At 68.3% G+C, this 13720-nt stretch carries 13 protein-coding genes; 12 read left to right on the top strand and 1 reads right to left on the bottom strand.

Annotation, left to right across the window (positions count from 1 at the left end; all coding sequences use genetic code 11):
* The first annotated feature begins 197 nt into the window (after positions 1-197).
* The 11 genes from cpaB to MEBOL_RS40385 all read left to right on the top strand — a co-directional run bounded on the left by cpaB (position 198) and on the right by MEBOL_RS40385 (position 12188).
* Positions 198-1013 carry a Flp pilus assembly protein CpaB gene (cpaB, locus tag MEBOL_RS40435; RefSeq protein ID WP_095982400.1) on the top strand — a complete coding sequence of 272 codons (816 nt, stop codon included), beginning with the start codon at positions 198-200 and terminating at the stop codon, positions 1011-1013.
* Between the two features lie 51 nt (positions 1014-1064).
* Positions 1065-1910: a type II secretion system F family protein gene (locus MEBOL_RS40430; protein ID WP_095982399.1), complete on the top strand. Its 846-nt coding sequence runs from the start codon at positions 1065-1067 to the stop codon at positions 1908-1910.
* A 9-nt stretch (positions 1911-1919) separates the two neighbouring features.
* Positions 1920-2816: a type II secretion system F family protein gene (locus MEBOL_RS40425; RefSeq protein ID WP_095982398.1), complete on the top strand. Its 897-nt coding sequence runs from the start codon at positions 1920-1922 to the stop codon at positions 2814-2816.
* 158 nt (positions 2817-2974) lie between these two features.
* Positions 2975-4378: a hypothetical protein gene (locus MEBOL_RS40420; protein ID WP_170115690.1), complete on the top strand. Its 1404-nt coding sequence runs from the start codon at positions 2975-2977 to the stop codon at positions 4376-4378.
* A 158-nt stretch (positions 4379-4536) separates the two neighbouring features.
* Positions 4537-6213, top strand: a complete 1677-nt coding sequence (locus MEBOL_RS40415; RefSeq protein WP_342747713.1) for an FHA domain-containing protein — start codon at positions 4537-4539, stop codon at positions 6211-6213.
* On the top strand, positions 6210-7937 hold the full coding sequence (gene xseA / locus MEBOL_RS40410; RefSeq protein WP_095982395.1) for an exodeoxyribonuclease VII large subunit: 1728 nt from the start codon (positions 6210-6212) through the stop codon (positions 7935-7937). The genes MEBOL_RS40415 and xseA overlap by 4 nt, the downstream gene beginning before the upstream one ends.
* 82 nt (positions 7938-8019) lie before the next feature.
* The gene (gene xseB, locus MEBOL_RS40405) at positions 8020-8379 is read left to right on the top strand and encodes an exodeoxyribonuclease VII small subunit (protein WP_095982394.1); all 360 of its coding nucleotides are present in this window, start codon (positions 8020-8022) and stop codon (positions 8377-8379) included.
* 33 nt (positions 8380-8412) lie between these two features.
* A complete protein-coding gene (locus MEBOL_RS40400; RefSeq protein ID WP_095982393.1) occupies positions 8413-8802 on the top strand; it encodes a response regulator in 390 nt (129 codons plus the stop codon).
* A gap of 1 nt (position 8803) precedes the next feature.
* Positions 8804-9694: a polyprenyl synthetase family protein gene (locus tag MEBOL_RS40395; RefSeq protein ID WP_095982392.1), complete on the top strand. Its 891-nt coding sequence runs from the start codon at positions 8804-8806 to the stop codon at positions 9692-9694.
* Positions 9694-11451 carry a 1-deoxy-D-xylulose-5-phosphate synthase gene (locus MEBOL_RS40390; protein ID WP_095982391.1) on the top strand — a complete coding sequence of 586 codons (1758 nt, stop codon included), beginning with the start codon at positions 9694-9696 and terminating at the stop codon, positions 11449-11451. The genes MEBOL_RS40395 and MEBOL_RS40390 overlap by 1 nt, the downstream gene beginning before the upstream one ends.
* Positions 11448-12188 carry a TlyA family RNA methyltransferase gene (locus MEBOL_RS40385; protein WP_095982390.1) on the top strand — a complete coding sequence of 247 codons (741 nt, stop codon included), beginning with the start codon at positions 11448-11450 and terminating at the stop codon, positions 12186-12188. The genes MEBOL_RS40390 and MEBOL_RS40385 overlap by 4 nt, the downstream gene beginning before the upstream one ends.
* A 6-nt stretch (positions 12189-12194) precedes the next feature.
* Here the strand turns inward: MEBOL_RS40385 and MEBOL_RS40380 are convergent, their stop codons facing one another.
* Positions 12195-12836 carry an HAD hydrolase-like protein gene (locus MEBOL_RS40380; protein ID WP_095982389.1) on the bottom strand — a complete coding sequence of 214 codons (642 nt, stop codon included), beginning with the start codon at positions 12834-12836 and terminating at the stop codon, positions 12195-12197.
* Between the two features lie 127 nt (positions 12837-12963).
* Between MEBOL_RS40380 and MEBOL_RS40375 the strand changes: the two genes are divergently transcribed.
* Entirely contained in the window at positions 12964-13716 is a 753-nt protein-coding gene (locus MEBOL_RS40375; RefSeq protein WP_095982388.1) for an FG-GAP repeat domain-containing protein, read from the top strand.
* The last annotated feature ends 4 nt before the right edge of the window (positions 13717-13720 follow it).

Raw genomic sequence — 13720 nt, 5'->3', positions numbered from 1 at the left:
CCGCAATAAAGGAGGGACGGCAAGCCGTCCTCTCGGAGCAGGCTGCCAACCTCGGCGGCATGACTTTGACACTTTCCCTGACTACTGGATAACATCTCGCGCGCTGGTGCCCCGGGCCCCCAGCTTGCAAAGACGAGCAGCACCTCAAGCCTTCCGCGCCCCGGGCGCCCCCCCTTGTTTTTGGAGGTCCTCGAGACATGTTGAAGGGCAAGACTCCTCTGATCATCGCGCTGGGCCTCGGCCTGCTGGCCGGAATCATCGCGTGGTCCGCGATCAAGAAGAAGGAAGCGGACGTGCGCAAGGGATGGAACCTGGTGCCGGTGGTGGTGGCCACCCAGGACATTCCCGAGGGCACGGTCATCACCTTCGACATGATCAGCCAGCGGCAGGTCCCCGAGCAGTTCGTCACCTCCTCCGTGGTGAAGCCGGACTCGGCCAACTACGTGGTGGGCCAGAAGGTGCTGGTGGCGCTGCAGACGGGTGACGCGCTGCTCTGGAGCCAGTTCGAGACGACCAAGGCCGCCGAGCGCCTGTCCACCAAGGTGCAGAAGAAGGTCCGCGCCGTCGCCATCGAGGCGCGCAACACCACGTCGGTGGGCGGCTGGGTGCGTCCCAACGATCACGTGGACGTGATCGGCACCTTCCGCGACCCCCAGACGGACGAGAACGTGGCGGTGACGCTGCTGCAGAACGTCATCGTGCTCGCCACGGGCAAGGTGACGGGCACCACCAACGTCAACCTCATCCCGGAGAACCAGCGCGAGTACAACAACATCACGCTGATGGTCATCCCCGAGGAGGCGGAAATCCTCACGCTGGCGGCGGAGCTGGGCAGCCTCACGCTGTCGCTGCGCAACGAGGACGACGTGGACATGATCGAGGAGCGTGGCCGCGCCACCATCACCACGCTGCTGTCGGGTGAGCGCACGCGCGTGCTCGAGGCCAAGCGCCGCGAGATCATCCAGATCATCAAGGGCAACCCCACCGAGAAGAGCGCGGCGTCCGCGCCCTGAGCCCTTCCTCCCTGCTGACCTTCCCCCGTCGCTAGAAGGAAGTCCTCGCCCATGTTGGCCGGAATCGTCCTCCTCCTTGTCACCGGATCGGTCTTCTTCTTCAGCCTGGTGATCTTCACCGTGCTGGCGAAGGCCTACGAGCAGTACCAGGAGAGGTACGTCGTCAAGTCGATGAACGACTTGAGCGACATGTTCCTCTTCATCGATGCCCGTCAGTTGCTGGTGCTCAACATCGCCAGCATGTGCTTGATGGGCATCCTGTCGTACATCATCTTCAACCCCATCCTGTGCGTCATCAGCACCATCTTCGGCTTCTTCCTGCCGATCATCCTGGTGAAGCACTACCGCAAGCGGCGCATCAAGAAGTTCAACGTGCAGCTGGTGGACGCGCTGCAGGCCATGGCCAACGCCTTCAAGGCCGGTCTCACGTTCCCCCAGGCCATCGAGCACGTGGCGCGTGAGGCGCAGCCGCCGCTGGCGCAGGAGTTCGGGTTGTTCGTGAAGGAAGTGAAGCTCGGTGTGCCGCTGGAGGAGGCCCTCATCAACATGGGCCGCCGCGTGGGCAGTGACGACCTGGAACTGGTCGTGGTGGCCACCAACATCGCCCGTCAGCTCGGCGGCAACATGGCGGAGATGTTCGAGACGATCTCCAGCGTCATCCGCGAGCGCTTCCGGCTCGAGGGAAAGATCGACGCGCTCACCTCCCAGGGCAAGCTGCAGGGCTGGGTGGTGGCGGCCATGCCGGCCATCCTCGGCATGGTGCTCAACTACATGCGCCCCGACCTGATGGAGCCCATGCTCGACCACTGGTTCGGCTACGTGCTGATCACGGTGATCGCCATCATGGAGCTGCTGGGCATCTTCATCATCCGGCGCATCGTCAACATCGATATCTGAGGACACTCCGTGAGCGATATCCTGACGGAAACGCTGGTGGGAGGCTCGGCGCTGATGTTCGCGGCGGCGGTGGGCTTCTTCGGCATCGGCATCTACCAGAACTACTTCTCGCAATTCGTGGCCGAGGTGCAGGACGAGTCGGCCGGTGGCATGTCGGGCATGGGCTCGGTGGCCATCCGCAAGCTGGGCGCGATGAACCGCCGGCTGATGTGGCCGGGCTACGAGTCCAAGATGCGCCGCAAGCTCATCAAGGCGGGTGAGCCTCAGGCGTTCAAGCCCGAGGACATCATGGCGCTGCAGGAGGTCTCCGCGGTGATCGGCCTGTTGATGGGCCTCATCCTGGTGAACTTCGTGGGCGAGAACCTGGCCTGGTCGCTGCTCTTCGCGCTGTTCGGCATGTACTACCCGCTCATCTGGGTGAACGATCAGGTGAAGAAGCGCCACCTGCTGATCTCCCGGGCGCTGCCCTACAGCCTGGACCTGCTGACGCTGTCGGTGGAAGCGGGTCTGGACTTCACGGGCGCGCTGGCCAAGGTGGTGGAGAAGGGCAAGTCGGGCCCGCTGCGCGAGGAGCTGCAGATCGTCCTCAAGCAGCTGAAGATGGGCAAGACGCGCGAGGAATGCCTCAAGTCGATGATCGCCCGCGTGGACCTGCCCGCGCTCACCACGTTCGTCACCGCGCTCATCCAGGCGGACAAGATGGGAACCAGCCTCGGAAAGGTGCTGCGCATCCAGTCCACCCAGTTGCGCATCGACCGCACCCAGCGTGCCGAGAAGCTGGCGGGTGAGGCACCGGTGAAGATGCTCTTCCCGCTCATCGCGTGCATCTTCCCCACGGTGTTCATGGTTCTCTTCGGCCCGATCGTGTTCCAATTCATGTTCGGCGACATCTCCGCTTCGGCGTAGGCGCTCGTCGGGCAGCGCAGCATCGTCAAGGGACTCACGCGGGGAGGGCACTTCCCGCGTGGCGTCCGTTTTTCAGGGCGGCCATGAGCGAGAAAGACACCAAGCATCCCGTGCGCCGTGGTCGCCAGGCCTCAGCGGGCATGGGAGCCGACGACGACATGCTGGCTCCCTCCTCGGATCCGGACTCCCTGCCACCGGGGACCGATTCCGGAGGCACCTCCGATCGCACGGCCGTGTTCCGGGTCCGGCCAGGAGCCCAGGAGCCCGCGCAGCGGCCGGAGCCCGAGGAGCCGCCATCGCCCGAGGCCACCGTCATCCGCATGCGTCCGGAGCGGCCGGAGCCCGAGGAGCCGCCATCGCCCGAGGCCACCGTCATCCGCATGCGTCCGGATCCTCCCGCGGCCAAGGCCTCCGCCAAGGCGCCCGCGCGTCCCGCGCGGCCAGAGGTGCCGCTCCATGAGAAGGAGACGTTGCCTCCGGCGACGGCGTCCCTGGCCCGCTCCGAGCCCCGTTCCCCCGTGAGCGCGGCCCGGCCGGAGCCTCGCGTGCCCGTGAAGGCGGCCGCCACCGGGCGTGCCATGGCCCCGCGTGCCTCCGGTGCCGGCGCCAGCGCGGGTCTGTCCGCCGCGGAGAAGGCCCGTCGTCGGCGCGAGGCGGGCGAGACGCTGGGCGGTCAGCTCGCGTTGTGGTGGAGCGACATGTCCCCCCAGGGCAAGGCCCTGGTGGGCCTGTTGTCCGCCGGTTTCGTGGTGGGCATGTTCGCGGCCCTGTTCATCGTCTTCCGGCCCAAGATCGAGCAGAGCTTCAAGGGGGACGAGCCCGAGGTGCTGGGGGTCGCGACCCTGAGGGATTCCTTTGGCCTGGGCGAGGGCGTGGACTGGGACGCGGCGGACATGAAGTCCTTCAACTTCGACTTCGTGTCGCCCACGCGCGCGGTGGCGGTCATCCGCTATCACGCCAGCGGCATCGCCAAGGACGAGGTCTCCATCTCCGTCAACGCGGTGAACGTGGGCTGGGTTCCTCCCGACACGGTCAACACCGCCGAGCGCGAAGTGCAGCAGATCCTCACGCCCTCCATGCTCAAGCGGGGCGAGATCAACAAGATCGTCTTCGACAACGTGCGCAACCCTCCGGGGCAGGACAGCTGGCGCATCTGGAACCTGCGGCTCGAGGTCATTCCCGTGCCCAACCTGAGTCCCGAGGAACTGCTGGAATCCGCTCGCACCGCCGCGACACGGGCCAGGACCTATTATGATCGCCGTGCCGTGGGCCCGGAGAACCTGCTGCTCGCCTGGGAGAACTACCGCTCGGCGTGGATCACCCTGGAGGCCCTGGACGACAAGCCCGACCTCTACGGTGACGTCCGGCACATGCTCGCCGAGATCTCGGTGGAGCTGGACAGGAAGTGCGGGCAGTTGTTGCTGGATTTCCAACGGAACATCCAGTTCAAGGACATGACGAAGGCGGCCCTGGTATTGGAGGAGATCAACCGGGCCTTCCCCACGACGTCACATCGCTGCCACAATCTGTCGCTCGAGAAAGCCAACCAGTACGAGCTGTAAGGCCCGTGTTGGCGCACCCCATGAAGTGGTGATCCCCCATGTCGAACGGTTCTCCTCCCACACGCCGTCGTCCCGCGTCAGCCTCCTCGTCGGATGCTCCTCCGGCGGGTGCCACACGGCAGCGTCCCGCGGTGAGGGCTTCGGCCGCGCCGGATACATTGCCCCTCTCGGGGACCAAGCTGGTGTGCTCGGCCGGTCCTTGCGAGGGTCAGGAGTTCGCCCTGGAAGATGGCGAGTACGTCGTTGGCCGCTCCAACGACAACCCCATCTGCATTCCGGACACCTCGGTGTCCCGGAAGCACGTGCTCATCCGCCGCCTGGGTGGGGGCTGGACGGCGAACGATCTGGGCTCCGGCAACGGGACCCTGCTCAACGGTGAGCCCCTCACCGACGAGACGCCCCTGTCCTCGGGCAGCGTGCTCACGCTGGGCGATACGGAGCTGACGTTCAACGACGCCTCCAACGCCACGATGATGATGCCGATGCCCCCGGCGCCTTCCTCGCGTCCGGCGCGCCGTCCCACGGCTGCGGCCGCCGCTCCGGCCGCCGCTCCGGCCGAGGAGGAAGAGCCTGGAGACGCCATCGCGCCCCGGCGGCCCGCGCCGTCCCGGCCCGAGTCGCGCGTGCGCGCCTCGCGTGGGCGCACGGCGGGTCCGGATCCCGAGGCGCAGAAGCGCAAGAAGCGCCTGCTGCTCATCTCCGCGGGCGTCTTCGTGGTGCTGGTGGGCCTGCTGGTCGCCATCAAGGTGAAGCAGCAGCAGGACGCCGATGCATGGCGCGCGGAGGCCCTGGCGGCTCAGGAGCAGCGCGAGCAGGTCGAGGGCCTGTTCCAGGACGCCAAGAACCTCATCCGCGATGGCAAGTGGGCGGATGCCAAGACGCGTCTGCTCGAGCTCCAGGAGGCGCAGCCCGACCATCCGCAACTGCAGGACTACCTCACGCGCGTCGAGAAGGAGATCCCCAACCAGGCGGCGATCGACGCGGCCAAGACGGCGCTGGAGAAGGATCAACTCGGAACGGCCGCCACCTCGCTCGCCAAGGTGAGCAAGGACACTCAGCTCTTCGAGAGCATGGGCACGCTGCGCCGGACGTTGCAGGACAAGGCCGACAAGCGCGCCCGCGAGGCCCTGTCCATGCTGGAGCAGAAGCAGATCGATCAGGCCAAGGCCATCACCGACGACATCCTCGTCGCCATCCCGACGCACCGTGACGCCAAGGTGATCAACGAGCAGGCCGCGCGGCTCATCGGCATCCGGGACGCGCCTCCGCCGCCTCCCGTGGCCCCGCCCACGGTCAAGCCCTGGGATCAGGCCGTGGAGCGCTTCCGCGACGGAGACCTCAATGGCGCCATGGCCATGGCCAACGCCTGCGCGGGACGCAGCCCGCAGTGCAAGACGCTCATGACCTCGCTCACGGACTTCGGCAACCTCTACAAGAAGGTGGAGGAGCTGGACGTGAAGGGGCTGTCGCGGCTGATGGACCTGGACAAGAAGATCACCAACGGCCGCAGCAGCAAGCTCATTGGCAACGCGGGCAAGCGCGCCGCCAACCTGTTCTACAAGATGGCGTCCTCGGCCAAGGTGGCCGGGCAGTGGGGCCGGGCCATGGAGAACGCCCAGCGCGCCCTCCAGGCGGATCCGGGTCACGTGGGCGCCAGCGCCATCGTCACCGAGATGCGCGGCAAGGCGAAGGACGTCTACTGGGGTGCCTACGCCATCAAGGACAGCTCGCCCGAGGATGCCCTGCCCAAGTTCCGGGATGTCGTGAACATGACGCCCCCGGACGACGAGCTGCACCAGAAGGCCAAGGTCTGGGTCGAGAAGCTCCAGCGATGAAGAAGAGACGAGGCACTCCCGAGGCCCCGTCGGTTCCGCCCGCTGGACAAGCTGGACAAGGAGACCTTTTCGGAGGGTTGACCCAGGCCGCGGCGCCCAAGGCGCCGCCCTCCGAGTCCGCTCCCCGGCCGTCCGTGCCCGTTCCCCCCGCCGAACTGCCGGATGTCTCCTCGGCGCTGTCCGCGTTGCCGGGAGCGCCCGCGCGCCCCGCTCCGGCGCGCACGGTGCTCACCGTGGGGGAGCTCACCCAGCAGCTCAAGGCGACGCTCGAGGCCCGCTTCCCGCGGGTGATGGTGCGGGGTGAGGTGTCCGGCTTCCGCGGACCCAACGCGCGGGGCCACCTGTACTTCACGCTCAAGGACGCCGAGGCGTCGATCGACGTGAAGATGTGGGCCTCGCAGGCGGCGCGGTTGCGCTTCCACCTGCGCGATGGCCTGGCGATGGTGGTCGAGGGCAGCGTGGACGTGTACGCGCCCGCCGGCCGCTACAGCCTCATCGCCTTCAAGATGGAGCCGGAAGGAGAGGGCGCGCTGGCGCTCGCCTTCGAGCAGCTCAAGGAACGGCTCGCGGCCGAGGGGCTCATTGGAGACAAGCGCCAGCGTCCGCCGCGGCCGCTGCCCTCCCTTCCCCGGCGCATCGGCGTGGTGACGAGCCGCACGGGCGCGGCCCTGCAGGACTTCCTGCGCGTGCTGCACTCGCGCCACCCCCGGCTGTCGGTGTTGCTGTGCGACGCGCGCGTGCAGGGGGAGGGCTCGGCCGAGGAGGTGGCTCGAGGCATCGAGCGCCTGGCGCGCACGGACGTGGACGTCATCGTCGTCACGCGGGGCGGCGGCTCCAAGGAAGACCTCTGGACGTTCAACGAGGAGCGCGTGGCGCGTGCCATCTTCGCCTCCCCGGTTCCGGTGGTGTCCGCCATCGGCCATGAGATCGACTTCACCATCGCGGACTTCGTGGCGGACTGGCGCGCGCCCACCCCCAGCGCGGCGGCGGAGCGTCTGGCCCCCGTGCTCCAGGAGCTCGAATACGGCCTGGCCACCTGGTCGGTGCGTCTGCGCAAGGCCGCCGAGCGCCGGGTGCTGGAGCTGCGCGGGCGCCTGGGCGTCCTGGGTGGGCGGGTGGTGGATCCCCGGCGGCGGCTGACCACCGAGCGGCTGCGGTTGGCGGATGCCGAGGAGGCCATGACGCGGGTGATGCGGCAGGTGCTGCGTCAGCGGCGCGATGAGCTCAAGACGCATCATGAACACCTGCAACGGCAGCGGCCCCAGGCTCGGCTCGCCGAGCAGCGGACCCGGCTGGCGCAACTGTCCGCGCGGCTGAAGGACGCGCTGCGGGCGGACGTGGCGACGCGGCGTGCCCGGGCGGCCCAGGCCCGGTTGAGGCTGGAGCGGGTCTCGCCCATGGCGCGGGTGGCGGAGCTGCGTGCCCGTCTGGCCGAGCACCGGACCCGCATGGTGGCCCTGCAGAAGGACTCCCTGGCGCATGCCATGGGGCATTTCCATCGTCTGGAGGGGCAGTTGGACGCGCTGAGCCCCTTGAAGGTCATGTCCCGGGGGTACGCGGTGGCCCTGCGGCGGCGCGACGGCGGCGTGGTGCGTTCCGTGGCGGACGTGGTGCCCGGGGACGTGCTCGGCATCCGCTTCGCCAGCGCCGGAGCCCGGACTCTCCAGGCCTGCGAGGAAATCGAGGCCACCGTCACTTCCGTGAAGGGGCCGACGGATTGCTGACGTCTCCTCGCAGGTCTCCCTGGCACCCCAGGGGGGTGCTCCACTAGAGTCCCACGGCTCTTTTTTTCGAGGTGGACTGGCCGTGGCGAAGGACAGCAAGGGCAAGGTGGCGGAGGAAGTCCCCGAGCAATACGGGGAGGTGGTGCGGCGTCTCGAGGAGATGGTTGCCCGGTTGGAGGGCGGGACCCTCTCGCTCGAGGACTCGCTCAAATCGTTCGAGGAGGGCATCAAGCTGGTACGCCGGGGCGAGCAGCTCCTCAACGCGGCGGAAAAGCGCATCGAGGAGCTGTTGAGCCAGGATGGACAGGAGGTGGTGGTGCCGATGCAGGCGGGGGTGAAGCCGCCTGGGGTCGCCACGACGGCTCCCTCGCCCGCTCCGTCGCGGGGCGGCTCGGGGGTGTCCCGGACCAGCGCGCCTCCCGAGGACGACGTGCCGTTCTAGTTTCTCTTTGGGAAGAGATACCCCGGTCACCTCATGCAGAAGCCCAAGGTCACCATCGTCGACGATGATCGCGACACGCGGGAATTGCTCTCGCTCGCCCTCGAGTCGGAAAACTTCGAGGTCAATGCCGCCGCCAACGGGTTGCGGCTGATCGCGTCCCTGCAGCTCAAGCGGCCCGATGTCATCCTCATGGACGTGAACATGTCCTGGATCGATGGCTTCGAGTTGTGCAAAGCCGTGAAGAAGAACGAGGTCTTCCGCGACATCCCCATCGTCTTCATCAGTGGACGAGGGGATCCGGAGGACAAGCGGCGTGGCAAGGCTGTTGGCGCCGCGGACTATTTCGTGAAGCCCCTGGACCTGGTCGCGCTCATCAATCGGCTGCGCCAACTCATCCCCACGCCCTCCCAAGACGTGCCCTGACATGACCTCTTTCAACCTGGACGCATACCTGAACGCCCAGCAGCAGCGCGTGGAAGCGTTGCTGCTCTCGCGCACCGAGGAAGTGGCCTCCAAAGTCCCCCCGCGTCTGCTCGAGTCCATGCGCTACTCGCTCATGGCGGGTGGCAAGCGGCTGCGGCCGGTGTTGTGCCTGAGCTTCGCGGAGGCCGTGCTCAAGCAGAGCACCGTGTCCCGCGTGGTGGAGGACTGCGCCTGCGCGCTCGAGTTCATCCACACCTATTCGCTCGTCCACGACGATCTGCCGGCCATGGACGATGACGACCTGCGCCGCGGTCGTCCCACCAACCACAAGGTCTACGGCGAGGCCATGGCCATCCTCACGGGCGATTCGCTCCTCACGGACGCCTTCGCCCTGGTGGCTGGAGGCCCCGAGCCGGTGCGTGCCGCGCTCTGCCGGGAACTGGCCGAGGGCTCGGGTTCCTGGGGCATGGTGGGCGGACAGGTGCTGGACATCGCCGACGATCGGCTCGCGAACATCGACTACCTCACGCGCCTGCATCGCATGAAGACGGGTGCCCTCATCCGCGCCGCGTGCCGCATGGGGGTGCTCTCCGCGGGAGGAGACGAGGACGCGCTGCGCCGCGCGGACATCTATGGCGACGCGGTGGGGCTCGCCTTCCAGATCGCCGATGACGTCCTGGACGTCACGGGGGATGCGTCCTCGCTGGGCAAGCCGGTGGGCGCGGACGCCGCCGCCGGGCGCTTCACCTTTCCGGCGGTGCTGGGGCTCGAGGAGTCCAAGCAGCTCGCGGCCAGCAAGGTGGCCGAGGCCATCGCCGCGGTGCGGACGCTGGAGCCCGGAGACGGTCCCCTGGCGGCGCTCGCGCGCTACTCGGTGGAGCGCAGCTCGTGATGGAGCGGCTCCTGCCGCGCATCCACTCCCCCCGCGACGTCCGGGCTCTGCCCGAGTCCGAACTGCCTCGCCTGTGTGAAGAGCTGCGCGAGGAGATCATCGCCGTGTGTGGCCGCGTGGGTGGCCATCTGGGTGCCTCGCTCGGCGCGGTGGAGTTGATCGTCGCCCTGCACCGGGTCTTCCACTCGCCCCAGGACGCGCTCGTCTTCGACGTGGGCCACCAGACCTACGCGCACAAGCTGCTCACCGGCCGGCGCGAGCGCATGGACACCCTGCGCCAGGCCGGGGGGATCGCTCCCTTCCTGGACCCCCGCGAGAGTCCCCACGACGCGCTGGCCGCGGGCCATGCGAGCACGGCCGTCTCCGCGGGGCTCGGCATGCTCCAGGGCCGGCGCCTGCGGGGCCTGCCCGGACACGTGGTGGCGGTGGTGGGCGATGGAGCGCTCACCGGCGGGCTCGCCTTCGAGGGGCTGAACAACACCGGGGGCACGCACCTGCCACTGGTGGTGGTGCTCAACGACAACCAGATGTCCATCTCCGCCAACGTGGGCGCCATTCCGGCCCTGTTGCGCACGCACGAGGCGCGGGCCTTCTTCGAGGGACTGGGCTTCACCTACCTCGGGCCGGTGGATGGGCATGACCTGCCCGCGCTCCTGCATACGCTGCGCGAGGCGCGTGCCTCCTCGCGGCCGGTGGTGGTACACGCGCTCACGAAGAAGGGCAGGGGCTTTCCCCCGGCCGAGGCGGATCTTCAGACGCGCGGCCACGCCATGGGGCCCTACGAGTGGCGGGATGGGAAGCTCGTGCGCTCGCGCGGCGGCCACCGCACCTTCAGCGAGGCGTTCGCCGCCGCGCTGGACGCGCTCATGGCCCGGGACGCGCGCGTGGTGGCGGTGACTCCGGCGATGCTGGAGGGCAGTGCCCTCGTGGAGCTGCAGCGGCGCTACCCCGAGCGCGTCTTCGACGTCGGCATCGCCGAGCAGCACGCCGTCACCTTCTGCGCGGGACTCGCCGCCACGGGATTGCGGCCCGTGTGCGCCATCTACTCCACCTTCCTGCAGCGCGCGTACGATCAGATCATCCACGACGTGTGCCTGCCGGGTCTGCCGGTGTTGTTCGCCGTGGACCGAGCGGGGCTCGTGGGCGCGGACGGCGCCACCCATCAGGGGGCCTATGACGTGGCCTCGCTGCGGCCCATTCCCGGCCTCACCGTGATGGCACCGGTGACCGGGGAGGATCTGCCAGGGCTGCTCGCCACCGCGCTCTCGCTGGAGGGTCCCTCCCTGCTGCGTTTTCCCCGAGGCACGCTGCCGGAGGCGCCTCCGGCGCTCTCCGTGGAGTCGCCGGAGCCGGTGCGCGGGGCGCGCTGGGTGAAGCGGGCCCCTCGGGCGCGAATCACCTTCATCACGCTCGGGCCGTTCGCCTTGTCCGCATGGGAAGCGGCCTCGGCGGAGCCGGACTGGAGCGTGCTGGACGCGCGCTTCGTGTCCCCACTCGATGAGGCGGCGGTGTTGGAGGCCGCCGCTTGCGGACGTCTGGTGGTGGCGGAAGAGGGGACGACCCGGGGAGGGTTGGGCAGCGCGGTGTTGGAACTGCTCGCCGCGAAACAGGTTCCGGCCCGGGTGACGCTCCTGGGCATGCCGGACACCTTCGTGCCCCACGGCGACGCGCGGGTGCAGCGGGCCGAGCTGGGCCTGGATGCCGCGGGCCTTCGCCGTGCCGCCCTGGCGTTGCTCGCCGAGGGGAAGGCCTCATGAAGCCGCGCAAGGAACGGCTCGATGTCCTGGTGGTGGAGCGGGGGCTCGCCGAGTCGCGCACCAAGGCGCAGGCCCTCATCCTCGCCGGGCAGGTGGTGGTGGCGGATCAACGGGTGGACAAGCCCGGCTCCCTGGTGGCCGTGGAGGCGGAGTTGCGGCTCAAGGGCGAGGTGTTGCCCTACGTGTCCCGAGGCGGATTGAAGCTCAAGGCCGCCATCGAGCGCTTTGGTCTGGACATGCACGGCCGGGTGGCGGCGGACATCGGCGCGAGCACTGGCGGTTTCACCGACTGCCTCCTGCAAGAGGGCGCCGTGCGCGTGCACGCCATTGACGTGGGCTATGGCCAGCTCCACGAGAAGCTGCGCACCGATCCGCGCGTGCGCTCGCGCGAGCGCGTCAACGCCCGCTACCTCACCCACGAGGACCTGCCCGAGCCCGTGGACGTGGTGGTCATCGACGTGAGCTTCATCTCGCTCACGCAGGTGCTGCCCGCGGTGCTGCCCTTCATCAAGCCCCGAGGCCTGCTGGTGGCGCTCGTGAAGCCTCAGTTCGAGGTGGGACCCGACAAGGTGGGCAAGGGCGGCGTGGTGCGGGACGTGGCCGCGCGCCAGGGCGCCATCGACTCCGTGTCCGCGTTCGTGCGCGACCAGGGCCTCTCCGTGCGTGGGGTCATGGACTCCACCGTGCCTGGCCCCGCGGGCAACGTCGAGGCCCTGCTCGTCGCCGACAGGGCCTGACGCGGCTCACGCCGCCGACAGGCGCTCCACGCACCCGAGGATGCTCGCCGGATGCTCCGCGAGCGCATCGGGTCCGGCTTTCTGGAGCAGCGCGGTCGCGTCGAATCCCCACTGGACGGCGATCACCTTCACGCCCGCTTCCTTGCAGGCCTCCACGTCCCGGCACTCATCGCCGACGTAGATGAGTTGCTCGCGCGACAGTCCGCCCCGCTTCATCAGGGCCCGCAGCAGCCGGGCCTTCCCGAACACGCGGCTGCTGCAATGGATGCCCTCCACCCAGTCCTCCAGGGCATGTCGTTTGAGGACCGCGCGGATGTTTCCCTCGTCATTGGTGGACAGGATGCTGAGCCGCAGCCCCCGCTTCCGCAGCTCCCGCAGCAGCTCGGGGATGCCCTCGTGGAAGCCGATTTCGTGCAGGGCCCCCCGGTAGTCCTGGAGGACCCGCGTCACCAGTCCGGGCAGACGCCAGGGTGATACCCCCAGGCGCTTGCTTCGATCGAGTACGGACAGATTCCGCAGCTCCTCCAGTTCGTGGGTCGTCAGAAGCCCATAGCCCTCGCGCTCGGCGATCGCGTTGTAGATGCGAATGGCCACCGCGCGCGAATCCACCAGGGTTCCGTCGAAATCGAACACCACATTCGTCACCATCAACCCATCTCCCACGCGCGGCTCGTGCGCAGTGTATTCGTCCCATCACCTGCCGAGGAATCGCCGCGCGCTCTCTTGGGGCATGGATAGCATGAGGGCTCCGCTCCTCCGTCCCCGAGGTCGTCCGATGAAAGCCCGAATCCTGGCCTTGCTTCCCGCCACGCTGCTGTCCGCCCAGACGTGGGCCGCCGAGCCCCTGGCCACGCAGAAGGCGGACCTCGATGGGGATGGCAAGCCGGAGTCCATCGCCCTGCACTGGAACGAGGGCAAGGGCTCCTTCACGCTCAAGGTTGGGAAGGCCTCCTTCACTTCGCCGGAAAGCGGGCTGCAGGGCGGGGCGCTGGAGGTGGTGGACCTGCTGGACGCTGGCGACAAGTGGAAGGAAGTCGCCGTCTCGTCGGGCTTCACCGATGGTGACAAGCGCATCTTCCTCTTCGGCTTCGATGGCAAGTCGGTGAAGCCCCTGGGCGAAGTCCATTCCCTGGGCGAGGTGAAGGGCAATGGCATCGTCCTGTCGCAGATCTGGATGGGCTTCTGGAACAGGACGGAGAAATACCTCCTGGATCGCAAGACGTGGTCGGTGAGCCGGGTCGCCCAGCCGCTCTACTACGTCGGCAAGCAGGCGAAGGTGAAGCAGACCTTCCCGCTCGGCCATAGCCGGAAGGATTCGACGCCGATCGCCAACCTGGCCGCCGGGACGGCCATCGAGGTGTTGGCCGCGGAGGTTCCGGAGCGCCAGGGGGAGGAAGTGTTCTACCTGGTGAAGTCCGTGACGGGGCTGCTCGGGTGGACGTCGAACAAGGAACTGTTGGCCAAGACGGAGGGGCTGCCGTTCGCGGGTCCAGCCCCCGTCGTCGATGGATCCCCTTCCTCCCGATGACTCG

The organism is Melittangium boletus DSM 14713 (assembly GCF_002305855.1).
GTDB classification, from domain to species: domain Bacteria; phylum Myxococcota; class Myxococcia; order Myxococcales; family Myxococcaceae; genus Cystobacter; species Cystobacter boletus.
The sequence above is the reverse complement of the archived record's forward strand: the minus strand, read 5'-3'. Positions and strand labels throughout refer to the sequence as shown.